The organism is Novosphingobium sp. 18050 (assembly GCF_902706195.1).
Taxonomy (GTDB): domain Bacteria; phylum Pseudomonadota; class Alphaproteobacteria; order Sphingomonadales; family Sphingomonadaceae; genus Novosphingobium.
This window is the reverse complement of sequence record NZ_CACSJO010000004.1, coordinates 152,531-170,968: the sequence shown is the minus strand read 5'-3', so window position 1 is coordinate 170,968 and position 18,438 is coordinate 152,531. Positions and strand designations below refer to the sequence as shown.

The 18,438-nt window shown below is 64.2% G+C and carries 17 protein-coding genes; 12 read left to right on the top strand and 5 right to left on the bottom strand.

All coding sequences use genetic code 11. The annotated features are described in order from the left end of the window. The first annotated feature begins 21 nt into the window (after positions 1–21). The 7 genes from GVL61_RS06580 (at position 22) to GVL61_RS06550 (ending at position 8,612) form a co-directional block, all read left to right on the top strand. On the top strand, positions 22–2,559 hold the full coding sequence (locus tag GVL61_RS06580; RefSeq protein WP_159978226.1) for a penicillin-binding protein 1A: 2,538 nt from the start codon (positions 22–24) through the stop codon (positions 2,557–2,559). A 254-nt stretch (positions 2,560–2,813) separates the two neighbouring features. Next, entirely contained in the window at positions 2,814–3,911 is a 1,098-nt protein-coding gene (locus GVL61_RS06575; protein ID WP_200844824.1) for an alpha/beta hydrolase, read from the top strand. A 31-nt stretch (positions 3,912–3,942) separates the two neighbouring features. Then, positions 3,943–4,419: a MarR family winged helix-turn-helix transcriptional regulator gene (locus tag GVL61_RS06570; protein WP_159978224.1), complete on the top strand. Its 477-nt coding sequence runs from the start codon at positions 3,943–3,945 to the stop codon at positions 4,417–4,419. Between the two features lie 10 nt (positions 4,420–4,429). Next, positions 4,430–5,497, top strand: coding sequence for a phosphotransferase family protein (locus GVL61_RS06565; protein WP_159978222.1), 1,068 nt, complete (start codon positions 4,430–4,432; stop codon positions 5,495–5,497). Positions 5,498–5,537: 40 nt separating this feature from the next. Continuing rightward, positions 5,538–6,842, top strand: coding sequence for an acyl-CoA dehydrogenase family protein (locus tag GVL61_RS06560; RefSeq protein WP_159978220.1), 1,305 nt, complete (start codon positions 5,538–5,540; stop codon positions 6,840–6,842). After that, positions 6,826–7,599 (top strand): SDR family NAD(P)-dependent oxidoreductase, encoded by a 774-nt coding sequence (locus GVL61_RS06555; protein ID WP_235037555.1) that lies wholly within the window; start codon positions 6,826–6,828, stop codon positions 7,597–7,599. The genes GVL61_RS06560 and GVL61_RS06555 overlap by 17 nt, the downstream gene beginning before the upstream one ends. 35 nt (positions 7,600–7,634) lie before the next feature. After that, the gene (locus tag GVL61_RS06550) at positions 7,635–8,612 is read left to right on the top strand and encodes an NADPH:quinone oxidoreductase family protein (protein WP_159978218.1); all 978 of its coding nucleotides are present in this window, start codon (positions 7,635–7,637) and stop codon (positions 8,610–8,612) included. A gap of 7 nt (positions 8,613–8,619) precedes the next feature. Here GVL61_RS06550 and GVL61_RS06545 read toward each other — a convergent pair whose 3' ends face one another. Further along, positions 8,620–9,669: an AraC family transcriptional regulator gene (locus tag GVL61_RS06545; protein WP_159978216.1), complete on the bottom strand. Its 1,050-nt coding sequence runs from the start codon at positions 9,667–9,669 to the stop codon at positions 8,620–8,622. A gap of 150 nt (positions 9,670–9,819) precedes the next feature. Between GVL61_RS06545 and GVL61_RS06540 the strand changes: the two genes are divergently transcribed. From GVL61_RS06540 to GVL61_RS06520, 5 genes are all read left to right on the top strand, one after another. Further along, complete coding sequence (locus GVL61_RS06540; protein ID WP_159978214.1) at positions 9,820–10,791, top strand: enoyl-CoA hydratase/isomerase family protein; 972 nt, start codon at positions 9,820–9,822, stop codon at positions 10,789–10,791. Positions 10,792–10,974: 183 nt separating this feature from the next. Then, positions 10,975–12,024: an AraC family transcriptional regulator gene (locus GVL61_RS06535; RefSeq protein WP_159978212.1), complete on the top strand. Its 1,050-nt coding sequence runs from the start codon at positions 10,975–10,977 to the stop codon at positions 12,022–12,024. A 101-nt stretch (positions 12,025–12,125) separates the two neighbouring features. Then, on the top strand, positions 12,126–12,461 hold the full coding sequence (locus tag GVL61_RS06530) for a DUF4286 family protein (protein ID WP_159978210.1): 336 nt from the start codon (positions 12,126–12,128) through the stop codon (positions 12,459–12,461). A 194-nt stretch (positions 12,462–12,655) separates the two neighbouring features. Then, a complete protein-coding gene (locus GVL61_RS06525) occupies positions 12,656–13,654 on the top strand; it encodes a thiamine pyrophosphate-dependent dehydrogenase E1 component subunit alpha (protein ID WP_159978208.1) in 999 nt (332 codons plus the stop codon). Positions 13,655–13,695: 41 nt separating this feature from the next. Next, positions 13,696–14,682 (top strand): alpha-ketoacid dehydrogenase subunit beta, encoded by a 987-nt coding sequence (locus GVL61_RS06520; protein WP_159978422.1) that lies wholly within the window; start codon positions 13,696–13,698, stop codon positions 14,680–14,682. A 97-nt stretch (positions 14,683–14,779) separates the two neighbouring features. Here GVL61_RS06520 and GVL61_RS06515 read toward each other — a convergent pair whose 3' ends face one another. From GVL61_RS06515 to GVL61_RS06500, 4 genes are all read right to left on the bottom strand, one after another. Then, a complete protein-coding gene (locus GVL61_RS06515; RefSeq protein WP_159978206.1) occupies positions 14,780–15,748 on the bottom strand; it encodes a cation diffusion facilitator family transporter in 969 nt (322 codons plus the stop codon). 49 nt (positions 15,749–15,797) lie between these two features. Next, entirely contained in the window at positions 15,798–16,814 is a 1,017-nt protein-coding gene (locus tag GVL61_RS06510) for an acyl-CoA dehydrogenase family protein (protein WP_159978204.1), read from the bottom strand. Between the two features lies 1 nt (position 16,815). Beyond that, complete coding sequence (locus GVL61_RS06505) at positions 16,816–18,009, bottom strand: acyl-CoA dehydrogenase family protein (RefSeq protein WP_159978202.1); 1,194 nt, start codon at positions 18,007–18,009, stop codon at positions 16,816–16,818. A gap of 87 nt (positions 18,010–18,096) precedes the next feature. After that, a complete protein-coding gene (locus GVL61_RS06500) occupies positions 18,097–18,411 on the bottom strand; it encodes a non-heme iron oxygenase ferredoxin subunit (RefSeq protein ID WP_159978200.1) in 315 nt (104 codons plus the stop codon). Positions 18,412–18,438: the final 27 nt, after the last annotated feature.

Below are 18,438 nucleotides of genomic sequence, written 5' to 3'. Positions count from 1 at the left end.
GCGTGCTAGAGGACCGGCGCAATGACCGACGCGAATGATACCGGCGACCAGCCGCCCGAAGACGCGACCTTCCGCATCCGCCGTGAGGCTTCCGGCGGTTTTGCCGCGATTGGAAGGCAATGGCGCGAGCGCAAGTGGCTGCGGCGCTTCAGCTATCTGTGCCTGGCCGGCCTCGTTGGTCTCGTCGGTTTCTGGATCGTGCTGACGCGCGATATGCCGGATGCGAACAAGCTGCTCGAATACCAGCCGCCGCTGCCCACGATGGTGCGCGGGATGGATGGCGAGATCGTCTATTCCTACGCTCGCGAACGTCGCGTGCAACTGCGGTTCGTCGATTTTCCGCGGTCGATGGTCAACGCTTTCCTCTCGGCCGAGGACCGGACTTTCTGGACCCACGGCGGCGTCGATATAGGCGGTCTGGCCGGAGCGGTCGTCGACTACGCCGCGAAGTTCGGCACCGGCGCGCGCGCCAAGGGTGGTTCGACGATCACCCAGCAGGTCGCCAAGAACATCCTTATCGGCGACGAGTATTCGGTTACCCGCAAGCTCAAGGAAATGGTCCTTGCGCGCCGCATCGAAGGCGTGCTGACCAAGCAGCAGATCCTTGAACTTTACCTCAACGAGATTCCGCTCGGCCGCCGGTCGTTCGGGGTGCAGGCCGCCTCGCGCGCCTATTTCGACCGCGACGTGGAGGACCTGACGCTCAGCCAGAGCGCGTTCCTCGCCATCCTGCCGCGCGCTCCCGAAGTCTACGGCCGCAAGAAGAACGAAGACCGCGCGATCGAGCGCCGTAACTGGGTGCTCGACCAGATGGTCCGCAACGGTTGGGCGACCCCGCAGGCGGCCGCTGCCGCCAAGGCAGAGCCTCTCGGCCTCGTGACCCAACGCGGTAGCGACTTCGATCCCGCCAATGGCTACTTCGTCGAGGAAGTGCGTCGCCGACTGATAGACAAGTACGGCGAGAAGGCCGAGGACGGCCCGAACAGCGTTTACGCCGGCGGTCTGTGGGTCCGCACCTCGCTCGATCCCGAAATGCAGAAGGCGGTGCGCGAAGCATTGCGCGGCGGATTGCTGCGCTATCACGGCAACCGTGGCTGGGTGGGGCCGATCGCACACCTCGACGATCTGGAGAACTGGCAGTCGCAGTTGGTCGTCGCCAACAAGACGGTGGACTACAAGGACTGGCGCGTCGGCGTCATCCTCGATGGTTCTTCGACCGACGGCGGTTCGGGCCGCATCGGTTTTTCCGATGGCAACATTGCGACGCTGACCGGCGTTCCGGCTCGTGCCAAGGCAGGCGATCTGGTTGCCGCTGCGCCGGTAACTGCGGGAACCTGGGCACTGCGCGCCATACCCGAGGTTTCGGGCGGAATGGTCATTGAGGAACCCGCCAGCGGGCGCATCGTCGCCATGCAGGGCGGTTTCGATGCCGGTATCGATTCGTTCAACCGCGCCGTCCAGGCCGAGCGTCAGCCCGGCTCCACGATCAAGCCCTTCGTCTACGCAACCGCGCTGCAGAACGGCATGACCCCTGCGACGCAAGTGCTCGACGGTACGTTCTGCGTGTTCCAGGGCGCAAACCTGGGCAACAAGTGCTTCAAGAACTTCGGCGGAGAGGGCGGCGCAGGCAGCCACACCATGCGCTGGGGCCTCGAACAGTCGCGCAACCTGATGACTGTGCGCATCGCCAACGATACCGGCATGGCGCGCGTCACGCGCACGTTCCACAATGTCGGCATCGGCGATTACCAGAACTACCTCTCGTTCGCGCTGGGCGCGGGCGAGACGACCGTGGCGCGCATGATCAACGCCTATTCCGCACTGGCCAACAACGGCGTGCAATTCTCGGGCTCAGTCATCGACTATGTCCAGAACCGCAACGGCAAGGTGATCTGGCGCGCCGACAAGAGCCGCTGCGACACCTGCAATATGGCTCAGTGGGACGGCAAGCCGATGCCGCGTGTCCAGCGCAAGGGCAAGCAGGTGCTTGACGCCGACACCGCTTATCAGGTCGTCCACATGCTCGAGGGCGTGGTGCAGCGAGGCACCGCCGTGCGTCTGCGCGAACTCAACCTGCCGCTGTTCGGCAAGACGGGGACCACCAACGGCCCGACCGACGTGTGGTTCATGGGCGGCAACCAGGACTATGTGGGCGGTGTCTACATGGGCTACGACACGCCGCGCTCGCTGGGCGGATATGCCCAGGGCGGGCGGATTGCCGCGCCGATCTTCAAGGAGGTGGTGGAAGCCACCCGCAGCCGCTGGGGGCAGCAGCCCTTCGTCGCTCCGTCGGGTATCCGCATGGTTCGCATCGACCGGGTGACCGGCAAGCGGGTCATGGGGGTGGAGCCCGGCGACGACCCGAAGGCCGCCGTAATCTGGGAAGCCTTCAAGCCTGACACCGAACCGCGCCAGTACACGGCCGAGGATGAATTCAGCCGCCGCCGCGACGCGCTGGTGTCCCAGATCCGCGGCGCACGCGAAGCCCGCAATGCGGCGGAGGCCAATGCTTCTGGTGACGCCGGGAACTTTGCGGAGCAGCAAGGCGGCGTATACTGATCCCTTCAAGGGCGACGGCAAATGGCGCCGGTCGCCCTTGAAGATGAAGCGCGGGGCGGCGGGGCACTGCCCGCCCCGTTATGTTCTCGTAGAACTGCTTTCCGGGCAGCACCTGACACGTCCGCGATAATCCCGCCGTTTTTGTATAACGTGGCGGCGATGCGGTGACGATTACATGCGGCAACTTGGCGGAAATGAGTAATCTGCGCTTTGTCTGACGAATCGAGAAACACTCCCCATAAGAGAGGAATTCGATGATGAAGTTGCCGAGGATGCCTGCCCCTGCCTGCCTGCTGGTTGCCGCAGCTGCTTTAGCCTGTCTCAACCCGGTTTCGGCGATTGCCAAGAAGGCAGCCGCCGTGGTGCCTGCTGCCACGGCACCCGAAGCGGGCAGGCCCTATATTCGCCCGGATGTGGAGGCTTATCTCGAGGCCTTTTACGCGAAACCGCAACCCGCGTTCACGCGTGAGATGCTGATGCAGATCCACAAGCTGCCTCCTGCTGCGCTTGCCGCCATGTCTCAGCAGGACCTTCCGGTCGGTACGCTGGCCGTGACGAAGGATGTCACCATGCCCGGCCCTGGCGGCCCGATGGCGCTCCGCCTGTTCGATGTCCGTGCCGAGCGCGCTCCGGGGCCTGTCGTGGTGTTCTATCACGGCGGCGGCTACGTGTTGGGCAGTATCGATACCCATGCCGGGCTGGCCGCAGAGATCGCCCGCCAGCTGGATCTGCCGGTGGTCTCGGTGGAATACCGCTTGGCGCCCGAAAACCCGTGGCCCGCTGCGCCTGACGACGGTGAGGCCGCAGCGCGCTGGATTGCGGCGAACGGCAAGGTCTTTGGGCGGACGTTCACCGGCCTCGTTCTCAGCGGTGACAGCGCTGGCGGCAACCTCAGCCTGATCACGGCTGCTGCCCTGCGAGACAAGCCAGCGGCCTTGCCGGTGATGATGCAGATTCCGATGTATCCTGCGACGGACTTCGTCACCACCTATCCGTCGAACACACAGCTTGCCGAGGGTTACATGCTCGACGCCAAGAGCATGGCCGACTTTGCCCAGCATTATGCGGCGGATGCTGCAAGCCCGCGTACCTCGCCGCTGGTTGGCGATCTCGCCGGCCTGCCGCCCACGGTACTGGTGACCGCCTCGCTCGATCCCTTGCGCGATCAGGGCCGGGCCTATGCGGCCAAGTTGATCGAAGCCGGTGTGCCCACCACCTTTTACGAGGGCAAGGGCCTGATCCACGGCTTTGCGACGTTCCGCAAGGCGATCCCCTCGGCGCAGGAGGACACTGCCGCGTTCCTCCACGTCGCACGGGCGATGCTTGATGAGCAGGCGACCGTCAGTAAATGACATGATCGTGTCAACATGACACTATGAGGTCATGGACACGCAAGCATCTGAGCCGCGTCACCCGCTGGTGGGGCTGGTCGACGAGACCATCCGCCTGAACGCCCGCCTGCGCAGTGTCTTCGGCACGGCGCGGGCGGGATGCGCGCTCAACGACAGCGAGCATATGGTACTCAACGCCGTGGTGGAGGCGGGGCATGCTCCCACGGTTGCGCAGATCGGTCGTTCGTTGGGACAGGCTCGTCAATTGGTGCAGCGCGCCGCGAATTCCCTGCGCGATGCAGGCCTCATCGAGAGTTTCGACAACCCCGACCACAAGCGCGCCGCGCTGCTGCGCCCGATGCCTGCAGGCCTGGCGCTCAAGCGCGAGATCGATGCGCGCGCGGACGCTATTGCCGCCCAACTGGTGCCGGGCCTCGACCCGGAGGAAGTACGCGCGGCCGCCGCCGCGCTGCGCAGGTTACGAGTGCAGATAGAGGCGCGGCTCAGGCAGTCGTCAGGCGCCCGCTGAGGAGAGCATCATGGAAGCCGATCTCGACAAGCTCGCCCCCTTGGGGCCTCTCACCGAATGGCTGGATGCCCATGTTCCGCAACTCGGCAAGGGGCCGCTGAAAACGGCGGTATTGTCGGGCGGCACGTCGAATGTCGTGCTGACCCTCGACCGGGGCGAGAAACCGATGGTCATGCGCCGCCCCCCCGCCGTGCCGCCGCCGGGCGCCGAAAAAGGCGTGCTGCGCGAGGCGCGCATCCTCACCGCGCTCAACCAGACCGACGTGCCGCGCCCGATCTGCTATGGTTCCTGCGCCGACGACAGTGTTGCCGGAGCGCCGTTCTACGTCATGGAGAAGGTCGAGGGCTGGGCGCCCAACCTGCGCGGAGAGAAGATCCATAACGAAGCGCCGTTCGATGCGATGCCTTACGAATACGGCATCCCCTTCGCCATCGTCGACGGCCTCATAAAGCTGGCCAACGTGGACCATGAAGCCATCGGGCTGCGCGACTATGGCAAACCCGGCAAGTTCCTGGAACGGCAGGTGGACCGCTGGGCCGGCCAGCTTGCTTCGTACAAGGAGCGTTACGGCTACGAGGGGCGCGAACTGCCGGGCTTCGCGCAGACCGAGGAATGGCTGCGCGGCAATGTCCTGCCGCATGAGACGCGCGGGATCATCCACGGCGATGTGGGCACGCCCAACATGATGTTCCACCATGGTCCGCCTGCACGGCTTGCGGCAATGATCGACTGGGAGCTTTCCACCATAGGCGATCCGATGATCGACATGGGCTGGTTCACCGGCGGCATGCGAGACGAGGACGAGCCGGACAAAGCGTTCCCCACGGCGCTCAACAACCCCGCTCACTTCCCTACGCGGCAGGAGTTGGGGCGCTATTACTGCGCCGGTACCGGGCGTGACATCCGGGATTTCGATTACTTCTCGATCCTCGCCAAGTTCAAGTCCGGCTGCCTGCTCGAATACAAGGTGGCGCAGGCTGAGGCAGGGATACTGTCAAAGGAAACCGGGCGGTTCTTCGCGAAGATCGTCCTCAACTGCTTCGAAGACACGGCGCGAATGGTCGCAAGAATACGCTGAATCCTCCCCGAAACAGGAGAGGAGGACGGGAGAGAAACACATGATCGACTTTTCAATCGAGCCGGAGTTCCAGGCCAAGCTGGACTGGATGGAGCGCTTCGTGCGCGAGGAATGCGAGACTATGGACCTGCTGTTCCCCGAACAGGGCGCGCAGTTCGATCCCGCCTACAAGGCCGCTAAACGCCACCTTAAGCCGCTGCAGGAGCAGGTTAAGGCGCGGGGATTATGGGCCTGCCACCTTGGTCCGCATCTTGGGGGACCGGGCTATGGACAGGTTAAGCTGGGACTGATGAACGAGATCATAGGCCGCTCCACCTGGGCGCCAACGATCTTCGGCACTGCCGCGCCTGATACCGGCAACGCCGAGATTCTCGCGCTGTTCGGTACAGCTGAGCAGAAGCAGAAGTACCTCGGTCCGCTGATGGCTGGCGAGATCGTCTCATGTTTCTCGATGACCGAGCCGCAGGGCGGCGCCGATCCCGATGTTTTCACCTGCCGCGCTATCCGTGAGGGCGACGAATGGGTGATCGAGGGCGAGAAGTGGTTCTCCTCGAACGCCAAATTCGCCAGCTTTCTGCTCGTCATCGCGGTTACCGACCCCGATGCCCCGCTGACCGAGCGGATGAGCATGTTCGTGGTCCCGGCCGAGACGCCGGGTATCGAGATCCTGCGCAATGTCGCTATCGCCGGTGATTTCGATCCCGAGAACGGCCATCACGCCCACTTGCGCTACAATAAGGTGCGAGTGCCGCTCGACCACATGCTGGGCAATCCGGGTGAGGGCTTCAAGGTCGCGCAGGCGCGGCTTGGCGGCGGGCGCATCCACCATGCGATGCGCACGGTGGGCATGTGCAACCGCGCGCTCGACATGATGCTGGAGCGTGCCGCCTCTCGCCGTACCAAGGGCGCCATGCTGGGCGATCACCAGCTGGTTCAGGCGAAGATTGCCGATTCCGTCATCGAACTAGAACAGTTCCGGCTGCTGGTGCTCAAAACCGCATGGCTGATCGACGAGATCGAGGCCGGCCGCCTGAAGCACGGCGCTGCGCGCAAGCATATCGGCATGTGCAAGGTGGCGATGGCTTCGGTCTATGCCAATGTCGTCGGGCGGGCGCTGGAGGTTCACGGTTCGCTGGGCATCTCGCTCGATATGCCGTTGGCCAAATGGTACGGGGGCAACATGGCGCTGGCCTTTGCTGATGGCCCTACCGACGCGCACCGCTCACAGCTTGCCCGCGCCTACCTCAAGCGTATCAAACCGGTGGAGGGCCTTTTTCCCACCGAACATATCCCGACGCGGACCGCTAAGGCGCTGGAACGCTACCCTCATGCGCGGGATGTCTGAGGTGGACCCGCTGTTCGATTTCACCGGCAAGGTCGCGCTGGTCACCGGCGGATCTCGGGGGCTGGGCTACCAGATGGTCCGCGCATTCGCCGAGCGGGGCGCGGACGTGATCGTCGCCAGCCGAAAGTTGGAGAACTGCGAAGCGGTCTGCGAGGAAGTACGCGGGCTTGGCCGCAAGGCGCTGGCGGTGGCTGCCCATGTTGGCCGCTGGGACGAGTGCGAGCGCCTTGTCGAGGAGGCCTACACGCAGTTCGGGGCTGTGGATATACTTGTGAACAATGCCGGGATGAGTCCGCGCATGCCCAGTCACGAGGTCAGCGAGAAACTGTTCGATTCGGTGCTGAACCTGAACTTCAAAGGGCCGTTCCGACTCTCGACTCTGGTCGGCAAGCGCATGTTCGATCGCGGTGCGGCGGGAGGGCCTGGGGGATGCATCATCAATGTCAGCTCCTCGGGTTCGACGATGCCGCTGCCGCAAGTGGTGACGTATGGGTCGTCCAAGGCGGCGGTGAATGCGATGAGCCGTTCGCTGGCGTGGGAATATGCGCCGCATGTGCGGGTGAACACGCTGTCGCCGGGGGCTTTCCGCACCGATATCGTCGAGGCCTGGCCGGACAAGGGGCAAGGCCCGATTTCGATCCCGCGCGGGCATGCCGCGAACCCGGAAGAGATCGTCACCGCCGCGCTGTTTCTGGCGAGTTCGGCTTCGGCCAACGTGACCGGCTCGATCGTGCGGTGTGATGGCGGTCAGCATTAATCCTCTCCCGCTGGGGGAGGAATAGGAGAATCTGAATGATCCTAGCCGTCATCGGCCACGAATTCGGCCCGCCTGATAGTTACGTTCTCGAACCTTTCGATCCCGGTGCGCCTGGCGAGGGGCAGGTACGCGTGGCCATAAGGGCTGCGGGCGTATCCTATGTCGATGTGCTTACCGCGATGGGCCAGTACCAGTTCAAGCCCCCCTTGCCGTTCATTCCCGGCAGCGAGGCGGCGGGCGTGGTCGAGGCGGTGGGAGCGGGCGTCACTCACCTTTCCGAAGGCGACCGGGTGTTCTGCGGCGGGCTGGGCGGCATCTTCGCGCAGGCCAATGTCTTTCGCGCTGCCAACATGGCCCGGATACCCGAGGCGATGAGCTTCGAATCCGCCTCGGTTTTCGCGGTGAATTACCAGACCGCGTACTACGCGCTCGCTGATCGTGCCCGTGCCCGGCCCGGTGAGACGCTGCTGGTGCTGGGCGCAGCCGGGGGCACTGGCTTTGCGGCGATCCAGGTGGGCAAGCATCTGGGGCTGAGGGTGATCGCCTCGGCATCCACTCCGGACAAGCAGGCGGCCGCACTATCGGGCGGCGCCGATGCAGTGGTTACCACCGGAGCCGAAGACTGGCGCGAGCAGGTCACGGCGGCGAATGGAGGACTGCCGGTGGACGTGGTTTTCGATCCCGTCGGCGGCGATGCAACGGAACTCGCATTTCGCACCCTTGGTTACGACGGGCGGCATCTGGTGATCGGTTTTCCCGCCGGGATCGCCGCGCTCAGGACCAACCTGCCGCTGCTCAAGAGTGCGAGCCTGATCGGCGTGCAGATGCGTGACCACGCCCTCAAGCGCCCGGCCGAGGCCGAGGCGATGCGCCGCAAAGTCATGGAACTTGCGGGCGAGGGCATATTCTCCCCGGCCATCGCCGAGCGTTTCGGTATCAAGGACTACGCAGCGGCCATGAATGCGGCGTTTTCAGGCAAGGCTGCGGGCAGGGTGGTGTTGACGATGGAGTGAGGCGAGTTCAGCACCCCGCCCGGAACTGCTGCGGGGTTATCCCGGTCCAGCGTTTGAAGGCGCGGCCGAAGCTGGTCTGCTCGCCGTAACCCAGCCGATCCGCGATTTCGTCCAGTGACAGACGGCGATCGGCGAGATGGGCTTTCGCCAGTGTTTCGCGCTGCTTCTCGACCAGTTCGGAGAACTTTGCGCTTTCTGCCGCCAGCCGCGATTGCAGGGTGCGTACCGACATGCCGGTTTTTTCTGCGCAGCGCTCGATCGAGCAGGAGCCGGTCGCCAGCGCGCCGCGGATATAGCTGTCGACCTTGTCGATGATCGACTGGCTGTGTTCCGATTTCACCCGCTGCAGATAGGAGCCGAGCAGCCGGTAGAGCAGGCGATTGGCGCTCGGCACGGGCTGCTCCAGCGCACGGACGGGGAAGCCGATGGAGTTGCGGGTGGAGCGGCCCAGCACCCGGCAGCCCAGCGTCTTTTCGATTTCGGGCAGGTCGCTGCCGCGCGGGTCGGCGGAAAGGCTTACCCAGCTTGGCTTGAAGGCAGGGCCACCGATTGCCAGCAGCAGCTTCACGTTGAGCATCGCCGCCTGGTAGTTGGCCTGATCGTTGACGCCGATGTCCGTGTTGACCAGCCAGGTCAGCTCGGCAGTCTCGCGGCCCTCGATCAGAACTACTTCGCAGTCGGGCGCGTGCACGACGGGGAGGAAGTCGATCAGGCAGCGGATGCCCGCGCGTACTGTGGGCGCCGAGCGGCATAGCGCGGTCACGCAGCCGAACACCTCCGGGTCCTGCATGGTGGCCATGTGCAGGCCGAACAGGGGGTCGTCGAACAGCGCGCTGCAATATTCCAGTGTGTCCGCGACCTGCTGCGGGGCGATCAGGCTTTCGGGGTCTATCAACACCCGGGCTTCCATGCCGTGGCGCTCAACGATGCCGCGCGCGTCGCGCCCATGGCTGCGGGCGAGGCCGACCAGTCCCGCGAAGTTGGCGGCTCGCACTTGTCCACCGCCCGGCGTCACGTCGAGCGGCCCATCGAGGCTGAAGAAGCTGTCCTGGCCCATGGCATGTCCTCCCCGGCACGGGCGTGTTCACCTCTGCCGTTCGGCGTGCAGTATCGAGATGCCTGCGTGAATTGCCAATACCCTTCGGATTGCCTGTGGCAGCACCCGGGAAAGTACAAAGTGGCCAAGGGCCCGGGGAGAGAACAAGCCATGAAGACCATTGCCGAGCACAAGCACGCGGGCGACCAGCACATCCGCTACGAGAAGGACAAGGCGACCAAGATCGCCACGATCACCTTCAGCCGGCTGGACAAGCACAACACCGCTACCATCGGCATGCGGGCGCGCTTTGGCGAACTGGTGTTCCGGGCCAATATCGACGACGACGTGAAGGTCCTCGTCATCCGGGGCGAGGGCGACAACCTGGGCAGCGGCGGCGATCTAGACGAGCATGGCGACCTCTATCTCAATCCGGGACCGGGCGACGGTTTCCTGGTCGACATGGAGATCGAGGACCCTGACGTGAAGTACCCGCCGCCGGGCTCGTTCCGCTACCTCCACGGCCTCACCGACTATTACGCCAAGGCGCGTTCGGGCAACCGCCCGCTCCAGGAGTTCAAGAAGATCTCGATCGTCGAGGCCAAGGGCTATTGCTATGGCTGGCATTTCTACCAGTGCGCCGATGCCGACATCATCGTCTCGTCGGATGATGCCTTGTTCGGCCACCCCTCGTTCCGCTATGCCGGTTGGGGGCCGCGCATGTGGCAGTGGCTGGAGATGGTGGGCCTGCGCCGTTTCTCCGAGATGCTGTTCACCGGTCGTCCCTTCACCGCCGACGAGATGCACCACTGCAACTTCGTGAACTCGGTTGTCCCTCGCGACAAGCTGGAGGCCGAGACCGCCAAGTACGCCCACGCCTGCTCGATTACCCGTCCGACCGACGTGGTCGTGGCGCAGAAGACCTTCATTGAGGCGTACAAGCAGTATCGGGGCGAATACATGGGCAGTCTGCTCACAGGCTGGCTGGAAGGCATGTTGCCGCTGATGAAGGACGACGGTGCCGAGGACGTCAATCTGGGCAAGGGCGATACCTTCAAGCAGGGTATCGGCAAAGTAGTGAAGAACCACGACCTCAACTACCCGCCCGAATGGCGCCTCTCGAAGAAGGGCCGGGAAGGGTAAGCGCCGACGCGATGATATCTACAATGCGCGCAATGCGGATCGAATTGCGCGCAAAGTAGAGCATCCTCGCAAGCGCATGATAGCAAGTGTAGACAGAACCGACCGGCAAGAAACGGCGGCAGTAATGGGTGGGAATGCGCAAGACGCTCCGTGCGCCATGCTTCTTACCATTGGGAGATAACCATGGCTGAGACTTTGTTCTCGTTCGACAAGCGCAACTACCGCGAATGTCAGCAGAAATTCCGCGGTGTCCGCGATCAGGAATACTATCGCGGCGACTTCTGGATCGAGGACGGTTCGACCATCGAGGTGCGCGCGGAGCGCAAGACGGTGGGGCCGATCTCGATCATTCGTCAGCGGTCGGCCGCGAACCTCTTTTTCCGCCGTTCGCGCCAGCACATCCGCGAGGATGCGACCGATCTTTCGATCCTGTGGTTCGTCAGGCAGGGTGAACTGGCTTTCTCCAACCAGTGCGGCAACAAGCTGGCGCGGCCCGGTGACTTCATCATCACCCGCTCGATGTCGCCGTTCTTCATGGAATGCCGCACCGATGGCCAGGGCCAGAACGAGGTGTTGCACGTCACCGTGCCCACCCACATCCTGCGCGCCTATGTTCACCAGGATTTCAGCACGGGTCTGTTCATGGCCATGGAACGCGCCGAACTGGCCATCGCCCAGACAATGCTGACAGAGGTATTCGAGGACGATGGCGGGCTATGCGAAGAATCGGCGCGGTTGCTGGTCGATACGGCGATGGGCCTCATCGGCAATGCGGTGCGTGCCAGCGAGGACATGCAGCCCGTACGCCAGTCGATCGCCGACCGGCGGCTGGACGAAGTGCTGCGCTTTATTGAAGTGCATCTGTCCGACCCGCAGCTTTCGACCGCGATGGTCGCCAGGGGTTGCGGCATATCCCCGCGCTATCTCTCGTTCCTGCTGCGCCTTCGGGAAACCTCGTTTTCCGAACTGGTGTGGGAGCAGCGACTGGCCAAGGCCAAGGCCTGGCTCTCCAGTTCCGACCCTCGCGACATCTCGATTAGCGAGATCGCCTATGGGGTCGGGTTCAAGAGCCCGGCGCATTTCAGCCGCATGTTCAAGCGGGTGTTCGGCGCCAACCCGCGCGAATATCGCGGAGAATGCGCCGTGGAGCCTGTCGGCGCCGATATCGCGCCGAGCATCCTGATCCCGGCGGCCGAGCCTTTCCCGGAGATCGGTAGCAGCCTGCTGCAGTAAGGTCCGGTGAGGCGATGCTTGTGGCGGTTAGATAGCGGGCACTTGCATCGACCAGACGGCTGGCGAATGCTGGGCGGTGAAAACAATCAGGAGAGATGCACATGAAGATGAAACTCGTCGCGCTCACCCGCCCCCAGCCCGGCCGCGAGGCGGAATATCACGAGTGGTACAACACCAAGCACCTGCCCGAACTGGTGAACAAGTTCGGCATGGCGGGCGCCCAGCGTTACAAACTTGCCGCCAGACTGATGGGCAGCGACGAGAACGAATTCCTCGCGATCTACGACATCGAAGCAGACGATCCGATGGCGTTCCTGGGGGCGATGGGCGCCGCGTCGAAAAGCGGCGAACTGACCCAGAGCGACGCGCAGGACTTCGGCACCTGCTACACCGCGCTGTTCACCGAACATGGCGAGCGGGTCGTGCCGCAGGGCTGACGCAGGGATTTCCGAATAGCGCGAGGCCCTTGCTTTTGCGGGGGCCTTTTTGCGTGACCGCCTGCGGCTTTGCCCAAGGCTCCGGTAATGCAGGAACGATAACGCCGGGGCGGTCCACCCGCTCTTGCATCGGGGGGCGGGACTGAACCAATGTTCAGCGTGTTCAGCAGCCCAAGCTGTTCGAGAGAGGACTCATGAGCCAGACGCCAGAAAACAGGGCATCGCCCGATGCCGCCACGCAGCTCGACATCTACCGCCGCATGGTGCGTATCGAGCGGAACGACGAATTCACCCGTACGCAGATCCGCCGCGGCCGCATCACCGCGCCCTACTATTCCGCGCGCGGGCAGGAGGTGATCCCGTCCACCCTGTCGAACCTGATGACCGACGATGACGTGATCTGCACGATCTATCGCGGCATCCACGACATGGTTGCCAAGGGCATGCCGCTGCGCCCGCTCTGGGCCGAGATCTGCGGCCGCGTCGACGGCACCTGCAAGGGCAAGGGCGGCCCGATGCACCTTACTCACCCCGAAACGGGCGTGATGGTGACGACGGGCATCGTCGGTTCCTCGATGCCGATCGCCAATGGCTTCGCCTGGGCCTCGCTGCTCGACGGGTCGAAGCGCGTGACGGTGGCCTATTTCGGCGACGGTGCCAGCAACATCGGCGCCTTCCACGAGGCGCTCAACCTTGCCTCGGTGTGGAAGCTGCCGGTGATCTTCGTGTGCTCGAACAACGGTTTTGCGGAGCATACCCGCTATGAGAACGCCACTTCGGTGGACTTCATCTCCAAGCGCGCGATCGGCTACGGAATGCCGGGTTACACCGTCGACGGCAACGATCCGTTCGACATGTACGCCCATGCCCACGCCGCCATCGAGCGCGCGCGCGCGGGCGAAGGCCCAACCTTGCTGGAGTGCAAAACCTTCCGCTTCATGGGCCACGTCTTCGGCGACAACGACGCCTACATGACCAAGGAAGAGAAGGCCGAAGCGCTGGCCAAGGACCCGCTGGTCCTGTTCCGCCAGCTTCTGATCGATACCGGCGTCGCCACCGAGGCGCAGCTGGAGGAGATGAAGACGAGCATCGAGGCCGAAGTTCAGGACGCCATCGATTTCGCTTTCGAGAGTGGATACGCGTCGGTGGACGAACTGCGCCGCGACGTCTTTGCCGAGGAGATTCCGGCATGAGCACCGATACCGCAGAAGCAACCCCGGGCCAGGCCGGCGAAATGCTCAAGATGACCGGCCAGGCGGCGATTACCGCCGCATTGTTCCAGGCGATGGAGGAGGACTCCAAGGTCCTCGTCTTCGGCGAGGACGTGGCCGACCGCGAAGGCGGCGGCGTGATGGGCACCACGCGCGGCCTCTCGACCAAGTTCGGTGACCTGCGCGTGCGCTCGACCCCGATTGCCGAGCAGTCGATCGTGGGCGCCGCCGTGGGCGCGGCTATGGCCGGCTACAAGCCGGTGGCCGAGATCATGCTGATGAACTTCATCACCGTGGCCATGGACATGATCGTCAACCACGCCGCGAAGCTGCGCTTCATGTCGGGCGGGCAGAGCACCGTCCCGCTGGTGATCCGTACGCTGACGGGCGCCGGCTGGCAGACTGCCGGCCAGCACTCGGATCACTACGAGGGCTGGTTCGCCCATACTGCCGGTATCAAGGTGGTCGCTCCGGCTACTCCGGCTGATTACAAGGGCCTGCTGCTCTCCGCGATCCAGGACCCCGATCCGGTGCTGTTCATCGAGAACAGCCGCACCCTGTTCGTGCCCGGAGACGTGGCTGCCGATCAGGGGCCTATCCCGCTCGGCAAGGCGCGGGTTGCCCGCGAAGGCACGCATATCTCGCTGATCACGTACTCGGGCATGGTCGCCAACTGCCTCGCCGCCGCCGATGAACTGGCGCAGCAGGGCATTTCCGCCGAAGTGATCGATCTGCGCACGGTTTCGCCGTGGGACAAGGACGCCGTCCTCGCCTCCGCCGACAAGACGGGCCGCGCGATCGTCGTTCATGAGGCGGTGCGCCACTTCGGTCCGGGCGGCGAGATCGCCTCAACCATTCAGGAAGAGCTGTTCCGCAAGTTGAAGGCCCCGGTGCGGCGTTTGGGTGCGCCGTACAGCGCCGTACCTTTCGCGAAAGTTCTTGAAGACGCCTTCCTCGTTCAGCCGGCCGATATCGCCGCTGCCGCCAAGGCGCTTTGCGAATACGACTGAGCTGGCTGACTGCCGGGTTATATGAACCCCCTCCCCCGTCCAAGCGGGGGAGGGGTTTTGTTCTTTTGCTCAAGTTGGAAACGGCGAGGGGTGGGGATCACCCCATGAACGCCTGTTCGCGTTTCTCCGGCCTGATGTAGATCGAGGTTATCTTGGGTGAGAGCGCTTTCATGCGCGTTTCCAGTTCCTCGATCAGGGTTTCGGCGTCGCCCATCGGCAGTTCGTCGGCAAAGTCGGCGCTGATCGCCACGAAGACCGCGTCGGGGCCGGTGTGGACGGTGCGCACGTGGTTGACCGAGGTGATCGAAGGATTGCCCTCCATCACTGCCCGCAACTGCGCGATGAGGGCAGGATCAGCCGCCTCGCCGATCAGCAGTTCTTTCGACTCGCGCGCCAGCAGCACGGCTACGGCAGCAAGTACCAAGCCAATGAGAACCGAGGCTGCGCCGTCTAGCCGGGCATCGCCGAAATACCCGCTCGCCCAGATGCCGAGAGCGGCGATGGCGAGGCCGATGAGGGCGGCGCTGTCCTCGAATAACACAATGAACGTGGGCGGGTCTTTGGAGCGGCGCACGGCCTGCCACCAGCTTTGGCCTTCGCGCCCGGCATTGAATTCCCGCACCGCAAGCGCCCATGACGTGCCCTCCATGGCAAACGCGATGCCGAGCACAACGTAGCTCAATGTAGGGTCAGCGATCGGGTAAGGCGCACGGATATGGGCGATGCCCTCGTAGATCGAGATACCCGAGCCGCCCGCGAAAATCAGGATCGCGACGACGAAGGCCCAGAAATACAGCTCACGCCCATAGCCAAAGGGATGCGCGGCATCGGGCGCGCGCTTCGCCTGCCGCTGGCCGTAGAGCAGCAGCACCTGGTTGCCGCTGTCGACCAGTGAATGCACGCCCTCGGTCGCCATCGCCGAAGAACCGCCGACCCCCGCCGCCACGAACTTGGCGACCGCGATCCCCATGTTCGCGGCAAGCGCGCCGTATAGCACGATGTTCTTGCGGATTTCGGAGGTGTGTTCCGTCGGGGGCGCGGGATGAGGATCGGAAGCAGTTGCCATGATGGCGCAACGTGCGGGAACCGTGCACGTTGCGCCATCATGGCAAGGTTCAGGCGAGTTTTGCGAGCGCCTCGCGGCCGGTGCGCTCGTTCCACAGGTCCGACGAGCCGCAAAGCTGGAGGTTGAGCATCGCGCGCTTCATGAAGCGGTGGATCGGGTGTTCCTCGGTAAGGCCGATGCCGCCGTGGAGTTGGATCGCCTCTTCGGTGACGAAGGCGAAAGCCTTTGCCGCCAGCGTCTTGGCTGCGCCGCATTGGGTGAGGGTAGCGTCCTCATCGCGCACGCGGCCCCATAACAGGGCTTCGGCGGCGGCGATGCGGGTCTTCATGTCCGCGGCGCGGTGCTTGAGCGCCTGGAACATGGCGATGGGCCGGTCGAACTGGCGCCGCATCCCGAGATATTCGATCGTCAGGTCGAGCGCCGCATTCGCGGCGCCAAGGCAGTCGGCGGCTAGCGCAAGGTGTGCCTCCGGCGCCAGCGCGTCATGGAGCGGACCGGCACCCGCGAGGTCGCAGAGCATCAATGCAGGATCGGGCGCATAACCGTCGAGCACGAGATCGAAAAGGCGCCGGCTCGGGTCCCAGATCGGACGCTCCACGATCGAAACGCCTGGCGCGTCGCTGGGGATCAGCGCGTAGCCCGAAGGCAGCCTGACCACTATCGCCGCCGCCATGTCGGCATCGAATACGCCGCCGACCGTACCCGAGATCGTGCCATTCGCCGCCGTCTCCAGCTTGGTAGGCAGGAGGTGCAGGGGCACATAGTCGCCGCCGGATATGCGTTCGAGCCAATCGGCACGGTCTGCCAGCATTTCGCTCGCCAGCACCGCGTGAAGACCCAGTTGTGCGGGGATCAGCGGGGTGGTCGCCAGCACGCGGCCCATCTCGAAGTGGATCGCGGTCGAAGCTTCGCGGTTCAGCCCCAGCCCGCCGTCGTTTTCGGGCAGGCGGACCATCAACCAGCCCATTTCTGCGACCAGCCCCCAGCTTTCGTCGCGCGACGGGGAGAGGGCGCCGGCCGGGAAGGCCTTCTGGGCAGCGTCGGTCAGTTCATTCAGTTCGATCATGTCAGATCACCCAGCCCTTCGGCTCGCGCGGCATGTCGAGCATCCTTTCGGAGATGATGTTGCGCTGCACTTCCTCGCTGCCGCCGGCGATGGTCCAGGCGTAGGAGTTCATGAAGTCCGCCATCCAGTTGCCGGTGTTGAGGTCGCCGAAGGTGATCGGCGCGATATATTGTTCGGCCATGCCGCCAACACGCAGGCCCAGCTTCGCATAGGCCCGCAGCGCACGGCTGTAGCTGTTCTTGACGATCGAGGCGTCACCCATGCGCTCGATCCCCTTGATGCGGTTGTCGAGGAACTGGTCGGCAATGGCGCAGACTGCGTCCACCTGCGTCACCAGTTCGCCGAAGTCGCGCAGCACACCGCGGTCCTCTTCATGACCGTGCTCGCGGATCAGCGTGGCGGCGCGGGCAAGGGCGCCGCGCATCCGGTAGCTGAGTTCCATCAGGGTGAGGCCGCGTTCGGAAGCAAGCGTTGCCTGGGCCACGGCCCAGCCCTTGCCCTCTTCGCCAACGCGCCGGCTTACGGGGATCTCGACATTGTCGAGGAAGATCTCGGCGAATTCCTCGTCACCCTGAATCTGGTGGATCGGGCGGACTGACACGCCGGGCGCGTCCATGTCCATCAGCAGGTAGGTGATGCCCGCCTGCTTAACCCCGTCCGAGGACGTGCGCACCAACAGCAGGCATTTCTGTGCAAACTGCGCCATCGTCGACCAGACCTTCTGGCCGTTGACGACGTAGACCTCGCGTCCATCTCGCATCTCACGGGTAGCCCGGGTCTTGATCGCGGCGAGGTCCGAGCCTGCGCCTGGTTCCGAGAAGCCCTGGCACCAGGTTTCGCCTTCGAGGATGCGAGGGAGATACTCGGCCTGCTGCTCGGTGCTGGCGCATTCGTGGAGCGTGGCGAAGGCGTGGTAGGTGGACACGAACGAGAGCAGGAGGCGCGGGCAATCGGCCTTCGCCAGTTCCTCGTAAATCACCTTCTGCTCGGCAAGGCCGCGTCCGCCGCCGTTGAACTGTGCCGGCCAGTGCGGGATTGCGTAACCGGCCTTCACAAGTTTCGCGAACCAGCCGCGCTGGGTGGCGACAAAGTCGTCCTGCGTGCGGCTGGCGTCGCGCCAGCCCGTCGGGGCCTCGGCTTGGAGGAAGGCGCGTACTTCGCTGCGCAGCGCTTCGAGATCGGGCGTATCGGTCATGGCAACCGTCCAAGCACAGGGTCCGGACCGGCGTCCACAACGGGCGGTACGCGAGGGCGATATCGGCTCAGGCCCGGCGGTGACGGGTCACACCGCCACTAAGATCGTATCCCCGTCCATGCGCACTTCGTAAGTATCGATCGGCATCGTTGCGGGCGGGTTCAGCGGCTTGCCGGTCTCCAGATCGAAGCGGGCGCCGTGAACCGGGCAGGAAATCCATCCCGCACGCACCCGGCCACATTCCAAGGTCTCATAAGCGTGGCTGCATAAGTTGCGCACCGCGAAGATGCGGTCCTTGGCGTTCACCAGAACCACGCTGATGCCGTTCACTTCGACCACTTTCTTGCCGCCTGCCGGAATCTCCTCCAGCTTCGCCACGGCGACGAATGCCTTTTCGCTCATTATGCTGTTTCGACTTTCTGCATCGTT